12 protein-coding genes and 1 pseudogene are annotated in these 23,784 nt (G+C 64.3%); 9 read left to right on the top strand and 4 right to left on the bottom strand.

Annotated features, from left to right (window positions below; genetic code table 11):
- The first annotated feature begins 283 nt into the window (after nt 1-283).
- The 3 genes from ACZK5G_RS09985 to cueR all read left to right on the top strand — a co-directional run bounded on the left by ACZK5G_RS09985 (nt 284) and on the right by cueR (nt 6,383).
- Nucleotides 284-3,241, top strand: a complete 2,958-nt coding sequence (locus tag ACZK5G_RS09985; protein WP_478466252.1) for a TonB-dependent receptor plug domain-containing protein — start codon at nt 284-286, stop codon at nt 3,239-3,241.
- Between the two features lie 173 nt (nt 3,242-3,414).
- Nucleotides 3,415-5,916, top strand: a complete 2,502-nt coding sequence (locus ACZK5G_RS09990) for a heavy metal translocating P-type ATPase (RefSeq protein WP_478466254.1) — start codon at nt 3,415-3,417, stop codon at nt 5,914-5,916.
- An 11-nt stretch (nt 5,917-5,927) separates the two neighbouring features.
- Complete coding sequence (gene cueR, locus ACZK5G_RS09995; RefSeq protein WP_368850830.1) at nt 5,928-6,383, top strand: Cu(I)-responsive transcriptional regulator; 456 nt, start codon at nt 5,928-5,930, stop codon at nt 6,381-6,383.
- A gap of 130 nt (nt 6,384-6,513) precedes the next feature.
- Here the strand turns inward: cueR and ACZK5G_RS10000 are convergent, their stop codons facing one another.
- From ACZK5G_RS10000 to ACZK5G_RS10010, 3 genes are all read right to left on the bottom strand, one after another.
- Nucleotides 6,514-8,091, bottom strand: a complete 1,578-nt coding sequence (locus ACZK5G_RS10000) for an RNA-directed DNA polymerase (protein WP_368850829.1) — start codon at nt 8,089-8,091, stop codon at nt 6,514-6,516.
- 766 nt (nt 8,092-8,857) lie between these two features.
- Nucleotides 8,858-9,052: a heavy-metal-associated domain-containing protein gene (locus ACZK5G_RS10005; protein WP_008267227.1), complete on the bottom strand. Its 195-nt coding sequence runs from the start codon at nt 9,050-9,052 to the stop codon at nt 8,858-8,860.
- 224 nt (nt 9,053-9,276) lie between these two features.
- Nucleotides 9,277-12,354 carry a TonB-dependent receptor gene (locus tag ACZK5G_RS10010; protein WP_189719532.1) on the bottom strand — a complete coding sequence of 1,026 codons (3,078 nt, stop codon included), beginning with the start codon at nt 12,352-12,354 and terminating at the stop codon, nt 9,277-9,279.
- A 1,134-nt stretch (nt 12,355-13,488) separates the two neighbouring features.
- Between ACZK5G_RS10010 and ACZK5G_RS10015 the strand changes: the two genes are divergently transcribed.
- The 6 genes from ACZK5G_RS10015 (at nt 13,489) to ACZK5G_RS10040 (ending at nt 23,409) form a co-directional block, all read left to right on the top strand.
- Nucleotides 13,489-15,954: a GH92 family glycosyl hydrolase gene (locus ACZK5G_RS10015; protein WP_478466255.1), complete on the top strand. Its 2,466-nt coding sequence runs from the start codon at nt 13,489-13,491 to the stop codon at nt 15,952-15,954.
- 96 nt (nt 15,955-16,050) lie between these two features.
- Entirely contained in the window at nt 16,051-17,100 is a 1,050-nt protein-coding gene (locus ACZK5G_RS10020) for a LacI family DNA-binding transcriptional regulator (protein WP_032130346.1), read from the top strand.
- 116 nt (nt 17,101-17,216) lie between these two features.
- Nucleotides 17,217-18,473 (top strand): L-fucose:H+ symporter permease, encoded by a 1,257-nt coding sequence (gene fucP / locus ACZK5G_RS10025; protein ID WP_373695424.1) that lies wholly within the window; start codon nt 17,217-17,219, stop codon nt 18,471-18,473.
- A 7-nt stretch (nt 18,474-18,480) separates the two neighbouring features.
- Nucleotides 18,481-19,476: a carbohydrate kinase family protein gene (locus ACZK5G_RS10030; RefSeq protein ID WP_478466257.1), complete on the top strand. Its 996-nt coding sequence runs from the start codon at nt 18,481-18,483 to the stop codon at nt 19,474-19,476.
- Entirely contained in the window at nt 19,473-20,699 is a 1,227-nt protein-coding gene (locus tag ACZK5G_RS10035; protein ID WP_100468325.1) for an AGE family epimerase/isomerase, read from the top strand. The genes ACZK5G_RS10030 and ACZK5G_RS10035 overlap by 4 nt, the downstream gene beginning before the upstream one ends.
- Nucleotides 20,700-20,790: 91 nt before the next feature.
- Nucleotides 20,791-23,409 (top strand): beta-mannosidase, encoded by a 2,619-nt coding sequence (locus ACZK5G_RS10040; RefSeq protein WP_478466258.1) that lies wholly within the window; start codon nt 20,791-20,793, stop codon nt 23,407-23,409.
- A 128-nt stretch (nt 23,410-23,537) separates the two neighbouring features.
- Here ACZK5G_RS10040 and ACZK5G_RS10045 read toward each other — a convergent pair.
- Nucleotides 23,538-23,675: pseudogene (locus tag ACZK5G_RS10045) on the bottom strand (acireductone synthase); the annotation flags it as partial.
- Nucleotides 23,676-23,784 lie beyond the last annotated feature (109 nt).

Genomic DNA, 23,784 nt, shown 5'->3' on the forward strand with positions numbered 1-23,784 from the left:
GTTCCGCGCACGATTGTCGCGATCGTGTCATTGACGTGTGCGCCGTCTTCTCAGCGATGTTTCGCAACCCGTTGATTGTTTTGGATACCTGCAGCCGATAACGGCATTACGCCACGTGTTGCTGCGTCGCCGCATGCCGGGCGTGGTTCAGCTGTGCTTTAGTTTGGATCGATCCACAGGGGAGGGCGCCGTATCGGTCTTGAACCGATCCAGGTGCCCGGATCAGCCGTAGTGCCGCGCCACCACCCGTCCGTGCGTCCACACTTTCGAAGAGCAACCACCCATGGCTCAGATCGTCCGCAAGCGTCGTCACCTGCTGTCCCAGGCCTTGGTCCTGGCCCTGTTGCCCCTGGCGGCCAGCGCGCAGGAGGCCGCCAACTCGTCCACCAAGGATCTCGACGCGGTCACCGTCACCGGTTCGCGCATCAAGCGCGCCAGCGTCGAAGGTCCGGCGCCGGTCAACGTGATCACTGCCGCACAGATCCAGAAGGAAGGCTTCGTCAGCGTGTACGACGCGCTGAAGACACTCACTGAAGCCACCGGCACCGTCGAGGCGGCCTCGCAGTGGGGCTCGCATACGCCCAATGCCAGCGGCCTGAACCTGCGCGGGATGGGCCCGAACCGCTCGCTGCTGCTGGTCAACGGCCGCCGCGTGGCCGACTACCCGCTGCCCTACGGTGGCGAAACCAACTTCTCCAACTACGGCAACATTCCCGCTGCCGCAGTCGAGCGCATCGAAGTACTGACCGGTGGTGCCTCGGCCATCTATGGTTCCGATGCGATCGCCGGCGTGGTCAACGTCATCCTGAAAACCAAGTACGACGGCGACGAAGTGCGCGTGCGCGGCGGCACCTCCACCGAAGGCGGGCGCGATACCTGGGACCTATCCTGGGCCGGCGGCAAGACCGGCGACAACTGGAGCGTGACCTACGCGCTGCAGTACACCAAGCGCGATCCGCTGTTCGGACGTGACCGTCCGCAGATGGACGATGCCGACGATGCGCCGTACCCGTCCTGGAACATGGAACAACGCAAGGTCGGCTTCCGTCCCACCGCCGGCCTGGCGCTGATCGATCCCACCACCGGCCAGCGCCTGGCGCCGCCCACCGGCACCTGCGAGAAGTTCGATGGCGAGTACTACACCGCCGATCGCCTGGTCTACAACTACGCCGCGAACACCATCACCAACACCGGCCGCCTGTGCGGCATGAGCGCCGACTACGCCAACTGGCTGCTCACCGGCGGTGCCGAGAACGTGTCCGGCAACCTGTATGCCACCTTCGATTTCAGCAATGACCTGCAGGCCTGGACCAACCTGGCGGTGTACCGCTCCGAAGCGATCTGGGGCACCAATCCGCCCGGCGTGTCGCTGATCGACGATGACAACGGCTACTACTGGGATGCCAACCGCAACCGCCCGATCCTCGGCGTGCGCCAGTTCACCCCGAACGAGGTGGGCGGCCTGGATACGCTGCGCAACACCAACCGCGAACTGTCCTGGGACTGGAGTGCGGGCCTGCGTGGACGCCTGGCCGATCGCTTCGACTGGAGCGCCACGGTGGGGCGTTCCTATTACCGCGTGGAAGAACGGCAGAACGTGGTCGACAAGCAGAAGTCGTACGACTACTTCCTCGGCCCGAAGCTGGGCACTACCGCCGACGGCGAGGCGATCTATGCGTTGAACGAATCGCGCTGGTGGAACCCGCTGACGCCGGATCAGTACTGGCAGATGGGCACCGTGGCGAAGAACCGTGCGTCCTCATGGGTCAATCAGGCTTCGGCGGACATCACCGGCGAGCTGTTCCAGGGCTGGGCCGGCCCGATCTCGTTCGCGGCGGTGGCCGAAGTCGCGCAGCAGGGCTATCACCTCAGTCCCGATCCGCGCGCCGGCATCGATTTCGACCTGCAGAACGTCGATCGCGGTGGCGGCGAGCGTACCCGCTATTCGGCCGGCGTCGAGTTCAAGATCCCGCTGCTGGAAAGCGTGACCGCCACTGCGGCCGCGCGCTATGACCGCTATGGCAGCTACAAGGCTGACAACAGCGGCGAAGCGCTGGACATCGGCAGCCAGAAGGAGACCACCTGGAATGTCGGCCTGGAATGGCGCCCGGTGGAGTCGCTGCTGGTGCGTGGCTCCTATGCCACCAGCTTCCATGCGCCGGACATGCACTACCTGCTGGGCCAGCCCAGCAGCTCCGAAGTGCAGACCTATGACCGCCTGCGCTGCATCCAGAGCGGCGCGTACCTGGTCAACAACTGTGGCGTGGGCAATACCGATGTCTGGTACACGTTCGACGTGAACCGGCGTGGCACGCCGCTGCTGCGCTCGGAGACCGGTGATTCGTGGACGGTCGGTTTCGTCTGGGACGTGATGCCCAATCTCTCGGTCAGTGCCGACTACTGGGCAATCAAGCTGGAAGACATGATCGTCGACGTTGGCGCCGACGAGGTGCTGGCCAGCGAAGCGGGCTGCCTGACCGGCAAGAACATGGACGGTACGCCGTGGGCCAATCCGGCCGGTGGCGAGTATTGCGCCGGCATCCTGGCCCGCGTGAACCGTGACAGCAACGGCCGCCTGGTATCGATCGAGCGCGGCCCGTTCAACCTGGCCAGCCGCGAAGTGCGCGGCATCGACCTGACCGCGCGCTATCGCCTGGAAACCGCGCAGTGGGGCAGCTTCCAGCTCGGCCTGAACTACACCAACCAGATCTCGACCAAGGAACAGCGTTACGCCAACGATCCGAACCCGGAGCGTCGTGACCGTGACCTGCGCAGCAAGCTGCGCGCGAGCCTGGCCTGGCAGCGTGGCAACTGGAATGCCAACGTCTATGCCGATCGCATCGGTTCGGTGCCGGGCGTACGCTACCACTGGGGCACCGATCGCCTGAACAATCCTGGCGGCTGCCTGCCGTTCGCCGATGGTTACGTGCCCAGCGACAGCCCGTCGCTCAACTGCCTGGAACCGGCCACGCGTCCGGATGGCTCGCCCAACCCGAATCCCAACGCCGGCCAGCAGACGGCGCGCTACTACGGGCGGGTGGGGCCGTTCATCACCTGGAACTTCAACGTGGGCTACCAGGTGACCGAGCACGCCAAGGTCAATGTCTACGTCAACAACGCGTTCAACTCGGCCAGCTGGAACCACAAGGACCCGTACAAGCTGGACTACGATTTCGCTCCGACCCGCCTGCTCGGCGCGGTTGGCCGCGAGTTCGCGCTGGAATACGTGTTCACCTTCTGAGGTGGACGGCGGGGGCGTCGGGCCTTGATCCGCAAGGCGCCCCCGTCCGCCCGGTAGATCCACGCCATGCGTGGATGAACCCCTTCATGAACCCCGGGGTGGCTGGATTTGACCTTCCCACGATGGCAAGGTTTAGCCTGTCCGCATCCAGAAGGAACCCCGGGAATCCGATCATGAGCACGCCCCGCGCCACTGCAGTCCCCGCAAGCCCGTCCACCATCAGCCTGCCCATCGAGGGCATGACCTGCGCCAGCTGCGTCGGTCGTGTCGAAGCGGCGCTGTCCAAGGTCGAGGGCGTCGGCAGTGTTTCGGTCAATCTGGCCACCGAACGTGCGGATATCCGCGCGTCCGGTCCGGTCGATCGCGCCGCGCTGATCCAGGCGGTGGAGCGGGTGGGTTATGACGTGCCGGCCGGCACCATCGAGCTGGCAGTGGAAGGCATGACCTGTGCCTCCTGCGTCGGCCGCGTCGAGCGCGCGCTGCTGGCGGTACCGGGCGTCAGCCAGGCCAGCGTCAACCTGGCCACCGAACGCGCCACGGTGCGCGGCGTGGCCGCTGTGGATGCGCTGGTAGCGGCCATCGACAAGGTCGGTTATGCCGCCCGTGCCATCGAAGCAGGCGTTCAATCCGATGACGAAGCGGCGGAAAAGAAGGATGCCGAGCGCGCCGAACTGAAACGCGACCTGATCGTGGCCACCGCACTTGCACTTCCGGTGTTCGTGCTGGAAATGGGGTCGCACCTGATTCCCGGCATGCACGAATGGGTGATGGCCACCATCGGCATGCAGACCAGCTGGTACCTGCAGTTCGTACTGACCCTGCTGGTGCTGGCCATTCCCGGCCGCCGTTTCTACCAGAAGGGTTTCCCGGCACTGCTGCGGCTGGCACCGGACATGAACTCGCTGGTGGCGGTGGGTACCGCCGCAGCGTTCGGTTACTCGGTAGTGGCGACCTTTGCACCGCGGTTGCTGCCGCCGGGCACGGTGAACGTCTACTACGAAGCAGCGGCGGTGATCGTCGCGCTGATCCTGCTCGGCCGCTTCCTTGAGGCGCGCGCGAAGGGCCGTACCTCGGAGGCGATCAAGCGCCTGGTCAACCTGCAGGCCAAGGTCGCGCATGTGATCCGTGACGGCCGCACGATCGAGATCCCGGTCAACGAGGTTCTGAGCGGCGATGTGGTGGAAGTGCGCCCGGGCGAGCGCGTGCCGGTCGATGGCGAGGTGATCGAGGGGCGCAGCTACATCGACGAGTCGATGATCAGTGGCGAACCGATTCCGGTCGAGAAGCAGCCGGGCAGCAGCGTGGTCGGCGGCACGGTCAACCAGAAAGGTGCACTGACCGTGCGTGCCACGGCGGTGGGCGCGCAGACCATGCTGGCGCAGATCATCCGCATGGTCGAACAGGCACAGGGCTCGAAGCTGCCGATCCAGGCGGTGGTCGACAAGGTCACCCTGTGGTTCGTGCCGGCGGTGATGCTGGCCGCACTGGCGACCTTCGCGGTCTGGTTGATCTTCGGCCCATCGCCGGCGCTGAGCTTCGCGCTGGTCAATGCGGTGGCGGTGCTGATCATTGCCTGCCCCTGCGCGATGGGCTTGGCTACGCCGACGTCGATCATGGTCGGAACCGGTCGTGGCGCCGAGATGGGCGTGCTGTTCCGCAAGGGTGAAGCACTGCAGTTGCTGAAGGACGCGCAGGTGGTGGCGGTGGACAAGACCGGCACGCTGACCGAAGGCCGCCCGCGCCTGACCGACCTGGAGATCGCCGACGGCTTTGATCGCGCCACAGTGCTGGCCGCCGTCGCCACCGTGGAATCACGTTCGGAGCATCCGATCGCCCGCGCCATTGTCGATGCAGCCACCGAGCAGGGCCTCGCGCTGCCGTCGATGATTGATTTCGAGTCGGTCACCGGCATGGGCGTACGCGCCAGCGTGGAGGGTGCGCGTGTGGAGGTCGGCGCCGATCGTTTCATGCGCGATCTTGGCGTGGATATCACCGCGTTTGCAGCGCTGGCGGCCGAACTCGGCGCGCAGGGGAAGTCGCCGTTGTACGCGGCCATCGATGGACGCCTGGCAGCGATCATCGCAGTATCCGATCCGATCAAGCCGAGCACGCCGGCCGCGATCGCGGCGCTGCACCAGCTGGGCCTGAAGGTGGCGATGATCACCGGCGACAATGCCGGCACCGCGCAGGCGATCGCACGCCAGCTGGGTATCGATGAAGTCGTTGCCGAGGTGCTGCCGGAAGGCAAGGTCGAAGCGGTGCGTCGCTTGAAGGCCACGCACGGCCATGTCGCCTTCGTTGGTGACGGCATCAACGATGCGCCGGCGCTGGCCGAGGCCGACGTCGGCCTGGCCATCGGTACCGGCACCGATATCGCGGTGGAGTCGGCCGATGTGGTGCTGATGTCGGGCAACCTGCAGGGTGTGCCGAATGCCATCGCGCTGTCGAAGGCGACGCTGGGTAACATCCGGCAGAACCTGTTCTGGGCCTTCGCCTACAACACCGCGCTGATTCCGGTGGCTGCCGGCGTGCTGTACCCGGTCTGGGGCGTGCTGCTCTCGCCGGTGTTCGCCGCCGGTGCGATGGCGCTGTCCAGCGTGTTCGTGCTGGGCAACGCACTGCGCCTGCGCCGCTTCCAGCCGCCGATGGCGGATGCCCTCGCTGCGAGCCACTGAAGGAGAACCGCATGAACATCGGTGAAGCCGCCAAGGCGTCCAGCGTTTCGGCGAAGATGATCCGCTACTACGAACAGATCGGCCTGATTCCTGCGGCTGATCGCACCGAGTCGGGCTACCGGGCGTACTCGCAGGCGGACATCCACCGTCTGCGCTTCATCCGTCGCGCGCGCGATCTCGGCTTCCAGGTGGCCGAGATCACCGATCTGCTGGGCCTGTGGAACGACACCTCGCGCCACAGTGCCGACGTCAAGCACCTGGCCGAACAGCACATCGCCGATCTGGAACAGCGCATCGAGCAGATGCGGCAGATGGCCGACACGTTGAAGTCACTGATCAGCTGCTGCGCGGGCGATGAGCGCCCGGAATGCCCGATCCTGGAGCGGTTGGGCGAAGACGATGAGGCTCCGGTGCCGGTCGTTGCCGCGAAGACCGGCGCGGTGCGGCGGCGCAGCCACGCCGCCTGAGTAGCAGCGAGAAGCCGTTGTGCCCCATCGATCTGGAGTGTGGACTGTCTGCTGACATTGGCGTGAAGCTCTGAATACGCCGGGACGCTTGCCGAATTTCTGTCAATAACTAGGAAATCATCTTTCGATCTCACTTCTTCTTTGGTTCAAATGACTCAATGGCGAAGTGATCATCGGCAGTGTGAATTCTCACGTTCTTCAGCCATGGGCGCGTCTCTTCCTCAGGTAGTTTACTCTTGACGAGGCGAATGATCGCTCGCCGTTCCCAGGCATCTGCACGATTGAAGTACTGTCGCACTTCCAGTGCATCATTCCGGGTCGCCGGTTCATGTATGGCATCAATAATGCATCGACCGATGTACGAGCCCGCGTTTCGTTTCTGGTTCCGGAAGATATCGAGCAGTGCATCTTTTCGCTGGTATCCCTCGGCGCCAAGAAGGCGGACCACTGCGATCAATATGTATTCCGGAACTTTCTCCGAGATGTTCGTCTTGCCTATGAAGTACTTTGTCAGGTTGTCACGAACCTCCGAGGGCACATTGCCTGACTTCTTTATCAGGAGGTCAACCGCTAGGGGTGTGAATTGAGGGAACCGGTTCAGGATCTCGGGCAGCGAGCTTAGCTTGTTGAAAGCACTCTGGGCCACAAGTATGCGCAGGAGGCGGCGAATATCGTCGGGAAGTACGACCACTTTCTCTTTCAGTTGTTTCAGTATTGAGTCGAGGTCTTCATGCATAAGTTCAGCAGACTCTCTCTCCGAGAGTTCGCGAAATTTGGTTGGGATGATTCCTGTATATCCGACGATCAGGCGGGCCGGGCCTAGATCGCGCTTCGGATTGTGTGGCAGGGTGGGGGGCGCAACGACAGCAATGCTCGTGCGCCGCGATGCAACGTCTTCGATCGAGGTCTTTGCTGGATTGATCGAAAGGCCTTCCAGAAAGAGCCGCTCAACAAAGAGAGTCAGCCAAGCATGCGCGGATTCTATATCCGGGGCGAAGAAGCGATAGTCATCAACGAATCTGCAGAAGTTGACTCCATTCGACAATAGATAGTCGTCGACTGATATCAATGCTGCTTCTGCAAGGATCCGACTGGCATTCCCGCCAATGGGGAGGCTGTAAGAATCGCGGTTTGCCCAGAAAAGAAGAAGTTCATTTATGAGCTTGACCGGCCCCTTGTCCAGGGGGAGGCCCAGTAGCGTGGATTCCAGTCTGTGAAGGTTGAGGCGATCATAGAAGCTCGAGATATCGCACTTGACCAGAACCTTCGTTTTCGGCCGTCTTACGCTGTTTGAGACATGCTGTTCAAATGATGTGAAATTATACGCCGGGTTGAATAGAAATCCGTCCTTCGGCTTGAATCGATACGAGAAGACGCGATGCTTGGCGGGCTGAGGGCGATGGGTTTCCAGTTCGTCAGCAATTGTGAGTGCAAGGGCTAGATACGTAATCGTATCCATTGGCTGCATTAGCGCGGCTCGGCGAAAATCAAATGGATCCTTCTTCGGAAACAACACGTGCTGGATGGGGTGTGTTTTAAGCCCGCTCAGTGATCCTGATTTGAGCCGGGATTCGACATTCTTCATGACCTCCTTTGCGAAGTTTTCATTCTTAAGAAGGTCGATCTCGAACGGGCGAGAAAATATGTCGGTCGGTCCTTCTTTGAGTACGTTGTGTACTGCTAGTTGGGCGGCCTTGGCTATCTGCATGGTTATTGTTCTATGTTTTTCCGCGGTCAAGGGTCGCCGGGCGTTGGGTGGGCTTGCGTTGCCAATCTCGTATCACCACGTGCGCACGTCATTGTGTCTGAGGTCCAAGTCTTCCATCGACAGGGTCTCGCTGCTCGCATCGAGCATAAGATAGTCCATGAATGGACAAAAGCCCATTAGTGAGGTTATTGAAACCGGCGTGTGCTGACAGTGTCATTGAGGAATGGCCATTGTTGATGTTGCTCTGGTCCCCATCATGCGAGCAGGCGTAATCGATTGTGCTTGCCGTTGATGTGGTGCATCCCCATCGTTACGGGTCGTTGCACGCTGGACTGCATACATTCGTTGAGCGAGGCTGGCACTAGCAGAGTCGATTGCTGGGCGCTCACTGTTGTCATATGGCCCGGCCCCCGAAGCAGCTGGCGTGCTGCGGGAAATGAATGGCTCCACGCTTGCGCAAATAGCGTTTCCGGAACTCGATTATTCCGGTCGCGGACTGCATCCATCAACGGCGTAGTCGATGGAAACGTTACATGATGATTCTACCCAGCGACGTAATGGCTGGTGGGTGCATTGGCAGTCTTTAGCAAGGAATCCAGGCCAGATGCCGGAACGTGACTGCATTTCTTGAGCGTGCAAGGTCATGTGGCGGTGATGCCGTGCTTCGGTGTACTCCGCTCAAATCCGGTGCCCGGGAGTGAAGACCAGGAAGCCTGCGTCGTGCCAAAGCACGAGGCAGGCTTCGTTGTGCAGGCAGGGCAGGGAATCAGGCCGTGCGCGGCGGGAAACCGGCATCGTTCACCGCGGCGAACACCTGTTCCTGCGAGGCGGTGGTCTGCACCTTGACCAGACCGGTTGGCGGATCGGCCACCACGCTGGCGTTCGGATCGATCTGCTGGATCGCACGGGTCACGCTGCGTGCGCAGCCGCCGCAGGTCATGCCGTCGACATGGAATTCCATCTGTAGCTCCTTCGATGCTCTTGGGATGGGGCCAGTGTGCACCTTCCAACGATGGCAGGGTCAAGCGCTGGACTGAATGACAACGCACCAATGACAACGCACCAATGAGCGCGCACCAATGAAAACGGCAGCCACCTGTACCAGCGCGGCTGCCGTGGAGGAACGTCCCCGCCAGGGCGGGGCGTGGGTTGCACCGGGGCGGGCCCGGGCAACCCGGTGTTGCCTTAGAACTTCCAGGTAGCGCCGAAGTACAGCTGGCGGCCTGCGTAGGTATTGGAGATCAGGCGTGCCTTGGTGTCGCTGCCCAGGTGCACGCGCTGCTCGGACTTGGTGGCATTGATCACCGAGGCGGTCAGGGTCCAGTCCGGGGTCAGGTTGTAGGCCACGTTCAGATCCAGCTGGTCATACGGCTCGGTGTAGACGGTGAGGCCATTGTTGAGCCCACCGACCACCTGGCCGCGACGGTTGAACGAGGCGCGCGCGAGGAACTTCTCGTTCTCGTAGAACACCGTCACGTTGGCCTGGTTCTTGGCGCTGCCGACCAGTGGCGAGGAGCCGATTTCCTGACCGTCCAGAACAATGGAAGCCAGGTTGGTGTCGTTGTAGGTGTAGTTGGCCTGCACGCCGAAGCCGAAATCGAACGTGTACTGGCCATACAGCTCGACGCCCTGCGAGACACCATCGCGGCCATTGGCCTGGGTCTCGTAGCGCTGCACGTTCACCGCTTCACCGTTGATGACCATCGGCGTGTCGCGCACCACCGGCAGGGTGAAGTTGTCCACGTTCTTGCGGAACAGGCCGACGCCGGCGACCGCGCCCGGCTGGAAGTACCACTCCAGGCCCAGGTCGAACTGGGTGGCCTTGAACGGTTCCAGCTGCTTGTTGCTGCCCTGGCCGACCCAGCCTGCGGTCGATGCGCCACCGGCAACGCGGCGATCATTGACGTACTCCTCGCTGTAGTAGCTCAGTGCACCCGGTGCTGCGATGTCGGTGTAGCCGGGGCGGGCGATCACCTTCGACGCGGCACCACGCAGCACCAGCGTGTCGGTGATGTCCCAGGCGATATTGAAACTCGGCAGTACGTCAGTGTAGGTACGGTCCACGCCGATCAGGCTGTAGGTCTTGCTCTGCGCCAGGTCGTGCGGCAGGCGCACGAAGCCGCTCTCGCAGCTGTAGGTCGGGTAGGCCGCAGCAGCTGGATCGGTACACGCCATCGGCGCGCCGGACGCGTTGTCCAGGAAGTAGTCGTTGAACTTCTCGATCGAGTCGGAGGACTGCGCGAACTGCTTGGTGCGCACCACGCGCACGCCGACATTGCCGCGCACGCGTTCGGTGCGGAAGTTGGCCTGGAAGTAGCCCGAGTAGATCTTCTCGTTGACGTTGTAGACGAAGTCTTCCTCGGTGCGGTTGTGCGAACCACCGTAGGTCTTGTTCAGGTAATCGATGTAGGCCGGGTAGTTGATGCCCGGGAACACGTTGGCATTGAAGCCGCCCGCGATGTTGTTGATCGGATTGGACAGGAAGAAGCCCGGCTGCGCGTCGCCCGCAGTCGGATCGCAGCCACTCTGGTAGCGGCTGTTGTCATAGTCGGCCGGGTCGCGACCCGGGCACACCCAGTAGGTGTTGCCGGTATTGCGATGGACCTTGCCGTCACGGTACTTGGCGCCGAACTGGATCGAGTCCAGCCAGCCCGACTCGAACAGCTTGGTGACGTCGGCCTGGAAGTAGTTCTGCTTGACCTCGGTGCGCTTCCACGACGAATCGGTCGAGCCGGTGTCGACTTCGGCGATGCCGTTCATCAGCTGCTGCTGCAGGTCGGGCGAGAAGGTGGCCGACGGCGTACCGGTCAGGTCCCAGGCGCTGTACAGGTTGCCCGACAGGTAATCGTTGCCGACCTTGCGGCGCGGCTTGGCCGACATCCGGAAGTTCATCGACGGACCACCTTCGGACCAGGTACGGCCACCGGTGAACGAGGCCTTCCACAGCGGGCTGATGTCCCAGTCGATGGTCAGGTCAGCGGTCTGCGAGAGTGCCTTTTCCTTGCTGTAGCCACCGGTCAGCTGCGGCGTCGGAACCGTGCAGTCGTCCGGGCCCCAGCCGCCGGGCTTGAGGCCAGCGGCCTTGGCCTGGTCTTCGCTGCAGTAGTAGGTCTTTCCGGCCAGCTTTTCGAACTGGGCGCCGGTAACGGTGTTGCCGCTGGGATCGAAATCCAGGCCGTTGAGCAGGCGGCCGCCGGCCCAGTTTCCATCGCCGTTGAAGCGGGCCATGCTCCATTCCGGAATTTTCAGCATGTTCTGGGTGTAGTCACCCTGCAGCTCGAAGCGGAAGTAGTTGGCCGTCATCGTAACGTTGTCGACCGGCTTGAACTGGAAGGTCAGCTGGCCGCCCTTGCGTTCGCGCTTCTCTTCCTTCACCGCGAAGTTGACCGACGTCGGCATGAAGAAGTCGCTGTAGTTGCCCCCGGTCTGGTTGTTGAAGCCGGACTTGCCCCACCAGTAGTGGATGCCATCCTGCGCCTGCACGTTGCCATAGGCATCGCGCGCCTTGCCGGCGCCATACCACTGGTAGTCCTCGGTGCTGGCTTCCATGGTGCGGGTGGTGCGCTTCTGCTGCGTCACGCCGACCAGCACGCCGAAACGCTCGTCCTTGCTGTGCCACGAATACAGGGCCGACGCCTGCGGGTCGATATCGTGGTGGGTATCGGAGGAGGTGCCCTCGAGCGTGACGAAGCCCGAGTTGGATTCCATGTCCAGCGGGCGACGGGTGTGCAGGATGACCGTGCCGCCGATGCCGCCTTCATCGATGCGTGCTTCCGGCGACTTGAACAGCTCGGCGCTGGACAGCATGTTCGACGGCAACAGGGTGTAGTTGAACGAACGGGTGGCTTCGTCGTTGGTTTCCGACGTGGCCACGTAATTGCCGTTCAACTGGGTCAGGGTCAGGTCGGGTGCCAGGCCACGCACGCTGACGCTCTTGCCTTCGCCGCCACTGCGGGTGATGACCACGCCGGGCACGCGCTGAAGAGCGTCGGCGACGTTCTTGTCGGGGAACTTGCCGACGTCTTCGGCGGTGATCACTTCGACCACGGCGTTGGCGTCGCGCTTCTGCTCAAGGCTCTTTTCAATGGCGTAGCGGTAGCCGGTGACCTGGACGCTGTCCAGGTTGGTGGCTTCCTGCGAGCCGGTGGAAGCGGCCTGCTGCGCGGCGGCGCCAGCCGGAATGACGGCGGCGGCCAAGGCCAGCGCGATGGCCAGCGCCAGTGCGTCCTGGCCATGCGTACGTGTTGAATGCTTCATTCCCATCTCTCCCTCTCTCCTGGATTGATCCGGTGACGTGGCACGGACAACTTGAATCGATCTAATTTGAAGTGACATTGTCGCTATTGCCATGCAGTGGCAGTAGCACCGTGCGCGTGGCCTGGTACGTCCTGTTGCTGCTCCCCCAACTCCCGGCCATCGCAGTGTCGTTCTTGGATCGATCTAAGCGATGGGCGGGCGTTTTTTAGCATGGGTCGCCCGCGGGCGCATGCTGCTCCGCAATATGGTACTGGCGTGGCGAAGGCATGACGGTTTGCTGAAATCAGTGAAATCGTTTTCGTGCGCAGGGTAGGGTGGGGCGGCAGGGCTGCGCCCTGCACCTGCTGTAGTGCCGGCCGCTGGCCGGCAACAGCCAAAGCCAAAGCGGCTCTGGGTTTCTGCTGGTTTGGCGGGGCGGTGTGGGCTGGCAGGACCCGCCGTAAACCCCCCTCCGGGGTCCGGCCCAGCCGCTGGCGGCTGGGCGTTCGGGCGCTTGCGAAGCAGTGCTTCGCAAGCAAAGCGCCCTCACCCATGGGGGCTCGATGGCGCCATCCATGGCGCCAACGGTCCTGCCAGCCCACATCGCCCCACCCCCGACAGTTTCCTGGTGACGGTTGGATAGGTCTTGGAATCACGCGAGGTCATGGGGTCAGATCCGTTTTCCGTTGGAAAACGGATCTGATCCCGATTGATTTCGTTATCCGACAGAGATTGATCCACGCATGGCGTGGATCTACTGCAGATCGCGAGAAACTGTCGAAGGCGGGGTGGGTCCGGTTGCGGGGGCGTGAGCCGCATGGATGCGGCGACCGAGCTTACATGGACGTACTTGCAGCGGCCCCCGCAACCGGACCCACCCCGCCTCCCCACAGGAAATCAGCTTCTGCTGTTGGTGTTGCTGTTGCTCCAGCTCGGAGCGGGTGCAGGGCGCAGCCCTGCCGAACACCCCCCTCTCATGCTGCGCCGCAGAATGCATTCGGCTGAACCTGCATGCTCTACTTGAATCGATCTAAATTCACGGTCTGGTGGGTCGGGCGTCATTCCAGGGGGAGCTTTCTGCCAGTCATGGCGGGGCTCAGCGGAACGGTGCCGGACGGCCCCGGCCGTCTGCCTCCGCCTCATCGACTACAGGAACCCGACATGCGTCCAGTGCCGTCCGCTCCCGCCGTCCCAGTGTCCTCGCGCCCGCTGCTGCGCCTGGCCTGCCTGCTCGCACTGTCGTCAGTGCCGGTGCTGCTGCAGGCCGCGCCGGCTGCGCTGGAGCGCGAGGTCAACACCTTCATCGGCAGCAAGGACGACGGCAACACGTTCCCGGGCGCGTCGGCGCCGTTCGGCCTGATCCAGGTCAGCCCGATCGGCAGCCACTATTCGGGCTGGCGCTACGACGACGAGAAGATCCGCGGTTTCGGCCACTCCTTCATCTCCGGCGCAGGTTGCTGGGAGCAGGGCGGGCAGGTGTCGGTGCTGCCGGTGACCGGTTCGATCGGTCCCGGCGGCGATTTCGATACCGGCAACGCGAAGAAGTTTGACCACAAGGCCTATGCCGCGTCGTACACGCATGACGGCGAGATCGGCCAGGCGGGCTATTACAAGGTGCGGCTGACCAGCTACGGCGGCATCGACGCCGAGACCACCGCGCGTACGCGTGCCGCGGCCGAGCGCTACACCTTCAGCCAGCGCAGTGGCGATGGCCACGTGCTGGTCAACGTCGGCCAGGCCAATGAGCGCCACTCGGTGATCGGCAGCGTGGTCGATGTGGTCGGCGACCGCGTGGTGGAAGGCAAGCTGGTCACCAAGAGTTTCTGCGGCGGCCATCAGTACACCACCTGGTTCCGCATCGAGTTCGACCGCCCGTTCAAGGGGCATGGCACCTGGGGTGAGGGCGGTGGCCTGCCCGGCGCGCGCCACAGCATGGAAGGCGAGCAGAAGCCGAACGGTGCCTGGCTCAGCTTCGACCTGGCCAAGGGCCAGTCGGTGACGGCGGTCAGCGCGATCTCGCATGTGGACGCCGAAGGCGCGCGCATCAATCTGCGCGCAGACGGCATGCAGGGTGGGGCGCTGCTCGGTTTCGACCGCATGCGCGCACTGTCCCAGCAGTCGTGGCGTGAGCAGCTGGGGCGGGTACGTGTGCAGGGCGGTACGGCCGATGACCGCACCGTGTTCTACAGCGCGGCCTACCACGCGCTGCTGCAGCCGATGACCGGCAATGATGCCGACGGCCGCTATCGCGGCTATGACGATGGTATCCACCGCGCCGATGGCTGGACCTATTACGAGTACTTCTCGCTGTGGGATACCTACCGCGCGCAGAACCAGTGGCTGGCACTGACCCGCCCGGACGTGGCGCGTGACATCGGCCGTACCCTGCTGGCGATCGACGAGCAGGGTGGCTGGCTGCCGCGCTGGGGCTATGCCAACTTCGAGACCAACATCATGACCGGCGATCCGGTCACGCCGTTCATGGTCGACCTGTGGCGCTTCGGTGCGCTCAAGGGCCGTGAATCGCAGGCGTGGGATGCGCTGCGCCGCAACGCGTTCGGCACGCCGCCGCTGAACTCGCGGATGGCCGGCCGTTCCGGCAACCCGACCTACCTGGACAAGGGCTACGTGGTCTACGACCGCGCATTCCCATCCAAGGGCATGGACGTCGATCCGCACCACGGCGGTTCGGCCACGTTGGAATACGCGCTGGCCGACTGTGCGCTCTCGCAGATGGCCGATGGCCTGGGCCATGCGCAGGACGCGGCGACGCTGCGTGAGCGCGGCCGCAACTGGCGCAAGGTGTGGGACCCGCAGGTGCGTGACGCCGAGACCGGCTTCACCGGTTTCCCGCGCCCGCGTACCGAGGACGGCCAGTGGTACACGCCGGCCGATGGCCATTACAGCCCGCGCTCGCACCACGGTTTCCATGAAGGCACGGCGTGGCAGTACCAGTGGCTGGCGCAGCAGGACGTGCCGGGCCTGGTCGACGCGATGGACGGCCGCGAACAGGCCGGCCGCCGCCTCGATGCCTTCTTCGCGATGGACGCGCTGCAGGCCGACCCGCTCAATGCAGCCCGCAAGGAGTGGGTGGTCGGGCCGTACAGCTACTACAACCAGTTCCGCTACAACCCGAACAACGAGCCGGACCTGCACTCGCCGTGGCTGTACACGCTGATCGGCCAGCCGTGGAAGACCGCTGCGGTAGTGCGCGCCGCGCAGCAGTTGTTCACCAATGCCCCGAATGGCGTGACCGGCAATGATGACCTCGGCACGATGTCGGCCTGGTACCTGTTCAGTGCCATCGGTGTGTATCCGGCGGTGCCGGGCAGCGGCCAGTTCCTGCTGCATACCCCGCGTTTCAGCAAGGTGGAAGTGGACATGGGCAATGGCCGCACCCTGCGCATCGACGCGCCGGGTGCCGATGGCCGCCGCCTGCAGTACGTGCAGGGCGTGAAGGTTGATGGCCAGGCGCATGCGCCGGTGTGGCTGGACTGGAACCAGCTGCAGCAGGGCCCGCGCCTGCAGTTCGCGCTCGACGCGAAGGCGCCGGAGCAGGGCTGGGGTACGGCGGTGAAGGACCTGCCGGTATCCTGGTGCGCGGCACCGGGCAGCCAGCTGCGCTGAGACGGACTGTGCCGTTCGCGGTGACCCAGCGAACGGCACGGCACGACACGGCCCTGATCCATTAGGCTTGAGCCTCCAGCGGAGTCCGGGAAGACGATGAACGACAACGGCAGCAGTCCCAGCAAGCGCGCCGGCAAGGCGGTGACGGTGACCGACATCGCGCGTGCCATCGGCGTGTCACGGGCAACCGTGTCGCTGGTGCTGCGCGGCAGCCCGCTGGTCAACGTCGATACCCGCGCCAAGGTCGAGGCCGAACTGCGCCGCCAGCGCTATGTCTACAACCGCGCGGCGGCCAACCTGCGCCGGCGGACCTCGTCGAGCATCGCGCTGGTGATCAACGATCTGTCCAACCCGTTCTTCGCCGAATTCGCGTCCGGCGTGGATGAGGCGCTGGGCGGACGCGGTTACGTGACCCTGCTCGGCAGTACCGGTGAATCGCCGGAGCGGCAGCAGGCGGTGCTGTCCACGTTGATGGAGCACACCCCGGCCGGCCTGATCCTGTCGCCGGCCGAGGGCAGCGATACCGCGCTGCTGCGGCAGGCACTAGGTGCCAATGCCAACGTGCTGCTGTTCAACCGCGAGCTGGACGGGGCCGACTGGGATTTCCTGACCCTGGACAACCAGCACGGCGCCTATCTGGCCACGCGCCACCTGATCGAACGCGGCCATCGCCAGATTGCCTTCTTCGGCGGCCACGCTGCATCGAGCTCGTGCCACCAGCGCCGTGCCGGTTTCCAGCAGGCGCTGGCCGAGGCCGGTCTGTCGCTGCCGCCAGGCTGGATGATCGAGTCGGCACCGAACCGCCTGGAAGCCGCAGCGCGCACCGATGAGCTGTTTGCCGATGGCCATCGGCCGAGTGCAGCGGTCTGCTACAACGACACCGTCGCGCTGGGCCTGATGCTGGGCTTGAACTCGCGTGGCATCCGTCCGGGTGGCGACTTTGCCGTTACCGGTTTCGACGACATTTCCGAGGCGTCGGTCGCGGTGCCGCCGTTGACCACGCTCACTGCCGATCCGCGCGAGCGGGGCCGGCAAGCTGCCGCGCTGTTGCTGCAACGACTGGACGAGCCGGATGCGCCGCCACGGCGCACGGTTGCGCCGGTGCAGCTGCGCATCCGCGAAAGCAGTGCCTCACGACCGAACTGATTCCTCCGTACACCCCTTCCACGCAACAACGACCTTCCGCGCATCGAGGCGCGTACCGCATGCCGATCTCCGCAACGCCCCGTCCATCGGGTACCTCCAGCAGCCAGGCGCCGGTCATGAATGTCCGTGCTGCTCTGGCGGTTGCCACCACCATATTCTTCATGTGGGGCTTCCTGACCAGCCTCAACGACGTGCTGATTCCGCACCTGAAGGCGGTGTTCGAACTGAATTACACCCGCGCGATGCTGGTGCAGTTCACCTTCTTCGGCGCGTACTTCCTGATGTCGGTGCCGGCCGGTCGGCTGGTGGCCCACCTGGGCTACAAGAAGGGCATCATCGCCGGCCTGCTGATCGCCGGCGTGGGCGCGCTGGGCTTCTGGCCGTCGGCTGCATTGCGCACCTATGAAGCGTTCCTTGGTTCGCTGTTCGTACTTGCTACCGGCATTACCGTGCTGCAGGTGGCAGCCAATCCCTACGTCGCGCTGCTGGGCCCGGAACAGACCGCATCGAGCCGTCTGACCCTGGCGCAGGCACTCAACTCGTTGGGTACCACGCTGGCGCCGCTGTTTGGTGGTTTCCTGATTCTGAGCACCGCAGTGAAGAGCGGCGACGAGATCAACGCGCTGCCCGTGGCCGAACAGATTGCCTACCGTACCGCCGAAGCGCAGTCGGTGCAGGGCCCGTACGTGGGCCTGGCCATCGCACTGGTGCTGCTGGCAGTGTTCGTCTACCTGTTCCGCCTGCCCAGCCTGACCGAGACCACCGAGCAGGCCGACAGCGGCCACCACACGCTGCTGGATGCACTCAAGCATCCGCACGTACTTTTCGGCGTGCTGGCTATTTTCTTCTACGTCGGTGCTGAGGTGTCCATCGGCAGCCTGATGGTGAACTACCTGGCACTGCCGGAGATCGGCGGCATGACTGAACAGCAGGCCACGCACTATGTGTCGGCCTACTGGGGCTGCGCCATGGTTGGTCGCTTTGCAGGTGCGTGGTTGCTGGCCAAGTACTCGCCGCGCGGCCTGCTGGCCGGATTCGCAGTGGCCAATGTGGTGCTGCTGGGCGTCACGCTGGCGTCGGGTGGCAAGGTCGCGCTGTACGGCATCGTGGCGACCGGTCTGTTCAATTCCATCATGTTCCCGACCATCTTCTCGCTGGCCATCGAACGCCTGGGCCCGCTGACCAACAAGGCGTCCAGCCTGTTGATCATGGCCATTGTCGGCGGCGCGATCATCCCGCTGCTGCAGGGCATGCTGGCCGACCGCATCGGTCTGCACCTCAGCTTCGTGCTGCCGGTGGTCTGCTACGTCTACATCATCTTCTACGGTCTGGTGGGTTCGCGCCCGCCGGCTTCCGCAACGCAGGGAGGCTGAGTCGGAAATGGGTGCCATTGTCTGCTTCGGCGAAATTTTGATCGATCTACTAGCGCAGCCGCCGGCCTCGGCCGATACCCCGCGCGCGTTCCTGCAGTACGCCGGCGGTGCGCCGGCGAACGTCGCGGTGGCGGCTGCGCGGCTGGGCGCGAAGACCCAGTTCGTCGGCATGCTCGGCCGCGACATGTTCGGTGACTTCCTGGCCGACAGTCTGGTCGAGCACGGCGTGGGCACGGATTACATCGTGCGCACCGACGCCGCCAAGACTGCGCTGGCCTTCGTCGCGCTGGATGCCAGTGGCGAGCGCAGCTTCAGTTTCTACCGCCCGCCGGCGGCTGACCTGCTGTTCCGTGACAGCGATTTCCAGGCCGCGTGCTTCGACAGCGCGCAGTGCTTCCACGTCTGTTCCAACAGCCTGACCGAGCCGGCCATCGCCGAGGCGACCTTCGCCGGCATGGAGCGCGCCCGTGCCGCCGGTGCGGTGGTCAGCCTGGACCTCAACCTGCGCCCGGCTCTGTGGCCAGCCAACGAAGATCCGACGCCGCGCCTGTGGCAGGCGCTGGAGCGCGCCGACCTGGTCAAGCTGTCGCGCGAGGAGCTGGATTACCTGGCGGCACCGCTGGGTGCCGATGGCGAGTCAGTGGTGCTCAAGCGCCTTCTGGCCGCGCAGGCGCGCTGGGTAATCGTTACCGATGGTGCGGCCACGCTGCACTGGTACACGCGCGACAACCACGGCACGGTCACCAGCTTCCGCGTGGCCACCGTCGATACCACGGCCGCCGGCGATGCCTTCGTCGGTGGCGTGCTGGTCGGCCTGCTGGAGCGCGGTGGGGCGGGCGCGGGTTTCGCCGCGTTCTGCCAGGACCCGGAGGCGATCGCCGCCACGCTGCGCTTCGGTGCCGCCGTGGGTGCGCTGGCTGTTACCCGCAAGGGCGCGTTCGCCGCGATGCCCTCGCTCGATGAAGTGCAGCAGCTGCTGCAGGCCCAGGACATTACCGCATGAGCACCTCGCCCGATTTCCGTTCGCCCGCGTTCCTGCGCGCGCACATCGCCGATACGATGGCGTTCTACCACCCGCGCTGCATCGATCCGGACGGCGGCTTCTTCCATTACTTCCGTGATGACGGCAGCATCTACGATGCCAGCCACCGCCACCTGGTGAGCAGCACCCGTTTCGTCTTCAACTATGCGATGGCCTACCGCGAGTTCGGCAATGCCGAATACCGGGAGGCTGTCGAGCACGGCGTGCGCTATCTGCGCGAGGTGCACCGCAACCCGGCCACCGGCGGTTATGCCTGGACCCTGCGCGACGGCAAGGTCGAGGACGATATGAACCACTGCTACGGCGTGGCCTTCGTGCTGCTGGCCTACAGTTGCGCGCTGAAGGCGGGCATCGAGCAGGCGCGCGACTGGATGGACGAGACCTGGCAGCTGCTGGAAGCACGCTTCTGGGAGCCGCAGCATGGCCTGTACAAGGACGAGGCTGACGGCCAGTGGAGCTTCACTGGCTACCGCGGCCAGAACGCCAACATGCACATGTGCGAGGCGATGCTGGCCGCGTTCGAGGCCAGTGGCGAGCAGCGCTATGTCGAGCGCGCGCTGCAGCTGGCCGACAACATGACCCGCCGCCAGGCCGCCAAGGCCGGTGGCCTGGTCTGGGAACATTACGATGTGAACTGGGAAATCGACTGGGACTACAACCTGGACGATCCCAAGCACCTGTTCCGCCCGTGGGGCTTCCAGCCGGGGCATCAGACCGAGTGGGCCAAACTGCTGCTGATCCTTGATCGCCATGTACAGGCCGACTGGCTGGTGCCGACCGCGCAGCATCTGTTCGACGTCGCCGTCGCACGCAGTTGGGACGACACCCGTGGTGGCCTGTACTACGGCTTCGCACCTGAATCGCGCCGGCAGCCCGGTATGGACGGCGCCCCGATCGGCGGCGACAGCTTCGTCTGCGACGACGACAAGTATTTCTGGGTGCAGGCCGAAACGCTGGCGACCGCCGCGCTGATGGCCAAGCGTACCGGCGATGACCGCTACTGGCAGTGGTACGAACGCATCTGGGCGTATTCGTGGGAGCACTTCGTCGACCACCAGTACGGTGCATGGTTCCGCATCCTCGATGCCGACAACCGCAAGTACAGCGACGAGAAAAGCCCTGCCGGCAAGGTGGATTACCACACCATGGGCGCGTGCTACGAAGTGTTGAACGTCGTGCGTTGAAGATCGTTCGAATGCAGTAGTGCCAGGCCATGCCTGGCAATCCGAAATCGGTAGCGCTGGGTCACGCCCAGCGGAAAAACAGGAGCGCCACGTGCATCGCCTTTCCCTCGTTGTCCGTCTGCTCCTGCTGCTGACTGCAGCCATCTCCTTCCCGGTGGCCGCAGCCCCGCTGCAGGCGCAGTGGGAATTCCGCATGCTGCCCGGCGACGCGCAGGGCGCCGCGCGTCCAGGCCTGCAGCAATGGCGTGCGGCGAAGGTGCCGGGCAGCGTGCACACCGACCTGCTGGCGCATGGGCTGATCCGCGATCCGTACGTCGGTGCACCCGAGGCCGAGCTGCAATGGATCGGCCTGGCTGCCTGGGAGTACCGCGCCCGCTTTGACGTGGATGCGGCGACGCTGGCCAAGCCGAATGCCGAGCTGCGTTTCGACGGGCTGGATACCTACGCCGAGGTCAGCCTCAACGGCAAGCCGCTGCTGCGCGCGGACAACGCGCACCGCACATGGCATGCACGTGTGGACGGGCGCCTGCGCGCGAGCGGCAACGAATTGCAGATCGTGTTCCGCTCACCGATCCGCACGCTGCTGCCGAGCGTACAGGCGATGCCGCACAAGATTGCCGGCAACTATCCTTCACCCTATGGGGATGAGCCCAAAGACGCGATGGTCGGCAACTTCGCGCGCAAACCGGCCTATCACTTCGGCTGGGACTGGGGCCCGCGCTATGTCACCGCCGGCGTGTGGCGCGGGGTCGACCTGCAGGCCTGGGACGCGCACCGTCTGACCGATCTTGCCGTGCGCACCGATGCATTGAGTGCAGAGCAGGCGAAGCTGGCGGTATTGCTGCAGGTGGAGCAGGGCAGCGCTGCCGGTTCTGCGATGGTCACTGTGGATGTGCAGGATCCGGAGGGCCGCAACGTGGCCCAGGTGCAACGCACGGTGTTGCTGAAGCCGGGCCAGAATACGGTTGAGCTGCCGGTTGAGCTGGCCACGCCGCGGCGCTGGTGGCCGGTGGGCCATGGTGCGCAGGATCGCTACACCGTGAAGGCTCGCCTGGATGGTGGCGGCGATGCAACGCTGGCGCGCGAGCAGCGCATCGGCCTGCGCACGGTCGAACTGCGCCGCGAGGAAGATGGCAAAGGAGGGCAGGGCTTCGCCTTCGTCATCAATGGTGTGGAGATCTTTGCCAAGGGCGCCAACGTCATTCCGTTCGACGCCTTCCCCGCACGCGTCGATGCCGCACGCCTGCGCCAGGTGCTGACCGCCGCGCGCGATGCCAACATGAACATGCTGCGCAACTGGGGCGGTGGCTACTACGAGGACGATGCGTTCTTTGACATCGCTGATGAGCTGGGCTTGCTGGTCTGGCAGGACTTCATGTTCGGCGGCGGCATGCAGCCGGGCTACGATCCGGCCTTCCGGGCAAGCGTGGTGGCCGAGGCGCGCGACAACGTGCGCCGGCTGCGCCATCACCCCAGCATCGTGCTGTGGTGTGGCAACAACGAGGAAGAAACCGCCTGGAAGGACTGGGGCCACGGCCGCGACCTGAAGGCGGCTGACCCGGCATTTGCGGCGAAGGTCTGGCAGGGCTACGTCGACCTGTTCGGCAACGACCTGCGCCAGGTGGTGGGCGAGGAAGGGCTGGGCGTGCCGTACTGGTCCAGCTCGCCCAGCAACGACCTTGACGAGAAGGCCAACGATTCAACGCGTGGCGACAAGCACTACTGGCAGGTCTGGGGCAATCCAGCGCTGCCGGTGCAGGCCTACCTGCGTGAGACCCCGCGCTTCATGTCCGAGTACGGGCTGCAGGCGTGGCCGTCGGTGGCGACGGTGGACCAGATCGCCACCCGCGCCGAGCAGCGCATCGACAGCCCGGTGATCCGCGCGCACCAGAAATTCATGGCCGGCGAGGGCAACAGCCGCCTGCTGCACTACATCGAACTGGGCTACGGCACGCCGAAGGATTTCGAGGACTTCGTCTACCTCAGCCAGGTGATGCAGGCCGATGGCATCGCACTGGCGGCGCTGCATCATCGCGCCTCGCGGCCGTACACGATGGGCTCGCTGTACTGGCAGCTCAACGACGTCTGGCCAGGTGCTTCATGGTCCAGCGTGGACTACTTCGGTCGCTGGAAGGCGCTGCACTTCGCCGCGCGGCGTTTCTTCGCGCCGGTGGCGGTGGCGGCGTTGCGCGACGAGGGCGGTACGCGGGTGCGCCTGATCAACGACGGTGCCGCGCTGGATGCACGCTGGCGGTTGCGGGTGATGGATGTGGACGGCAAGGTGCTGCGTCGTCGCGAGGAGGCAGTGACGCTGGCCGCTGCCGGTGTCACCTCGATCGGTGATTTCCGCGACGCCGAATTGCTGGCCGGTGCCGATCCAAAGCGCACGGTGGCCGTGTTCGAACTGCTGCAGAACGGGGCGGTGATCGCGCGGCAGGTGGTCGGCTTCGTCGAGGCCAAGGATCAGATCCTGCCGCGGCAGAAGCTCAAGGCCAGCCTGTCCATTGAAGGCGACCACTACCGTCTGCGATTGGAAAGCGCGGCCTACATGCGTTCGGCGTGGATCGACTTCGGTGCATTGGACGTGCAGGTGGAAGACAACCTGCTGGATCTGCTGCCGGGCGAAACCCGCGACATCGCAGTGCGTGGCCCGGTGGATCTGACGACGCTGCGCGAAGCGCTGAAGGTAAAAACCCTCAACGATCGTTGAAGGCGGCGCATCCTGTTTTGGTAGGTGCCAACCTTGGTTGGCACACCCCGAACATGCCAACCAAGGTTGGCATCTACCAGAAGCGGAGACGGGTAGGTGCGGACCGTTGGTCCGCACACATCTCTTCTTTACAGCTGGATCTGCTGGAAATTCTCGACCCGCTCATGGCCGTTGGCGGCCTGTCCGGTGCGCGGCAGCGGGTAGTCATCCAGGCGATCAATCAGGCGGGTCTGCAGGCCGGCTTCGCGGGCGGCATCCAGCTCTTCTCCGCCGCTTTGGTAGGTGTCAACCTTGGTTGACACATCGGTCGTATGCCAACCAAGGTTGGCATCTACCAAGAGCGGTACCCGGTAGCCGATGCCGCAGAGCCCATCG

The sequence above is a fragment of the Stenotrophomonas sp. 62841_Sma genome (assembly GCF_056482945.1).

Bases quoted from the DNA above. Each gene is read 5' to 3' on its own strand.
- ACZK5G_RS10035 (WP_100468325.1), top strand. From the start codon at position 19,473: ATGAGCACCTCGCCCGATTTCCGTTCGCCCGCGTTCCTGCGCGCGCAC.
- ACZK5G_RS09990 (WP_478466254.1), top strand. From the start codon at position 3,415: ATGAGCACGCCCCGCGCCACTGCAGTCCCCGCAAGCCCGTCCACCATC.
- ACZK5G_RS10015 (WP_478466255.1), top strand. From the start codon at position 13,489: ATGCGTCCAGTGCCGTCCGCTCCCGCCGTCCCAGTGTCCTCGCGCCCG.
- ACZK5G_RS10005 (WP_008267227.1), bottom strand. From the start codon at position 9,052: ATGGAATTCCATGTCGACGGCATGACCTGCGGCGGCTGCGCACGCAGC.
- ACZK5G_RS10000 (WP_368850829.1), bottom strand. From the start codon at position 8,091: ATGCAGATAGCCAAGGCCGCCCAACTAGCAGTACACAACGTACTCAAA.
- ACZK5G_RS10010 (WP_189719532.1), bottom strand. From the start codon at position 12,354: ATGGGAATGAAGCATTCAACACGTACGCATGGCCAGGACGCACTGGCG.
- ACZK5G_RS10020 (WP_032130346.1), top strand. From the start codon at position 16,051: ATGAACGACAACGGCAGCAGTCCCAGCAAGCGCGCCGGCAAGGCGGTG.
- cueR (WP_368850830.1), top strand. From the start codon at position 5,928: ATGAACATCGGTGAAGCCGCCAAGGCGTCCAGCGTTTCGGCGAAGATG.
- fucP (WP_373695424.1), top strand. From the start codon at position 17,217: ATGAATGTCCGTGCTGCTCTGGCGGTTGCCACCACCATATTCTTCATG.
- ACZK5G_RS09985 (WP_478466252.1), top strand. From the start codon at position 284: ATGGCTCAGATCGTCCGCAAGCGTCGTCACCTGCTGTCCCAGGCCTTG.
- ACZK5G_RS10030 (WP_478466257.1), top strand. From the start codon at position 18,481: ATGGGTGCCATTGTCTGCTTCGGCGAAATTTTGATCGATCTACTAGCG.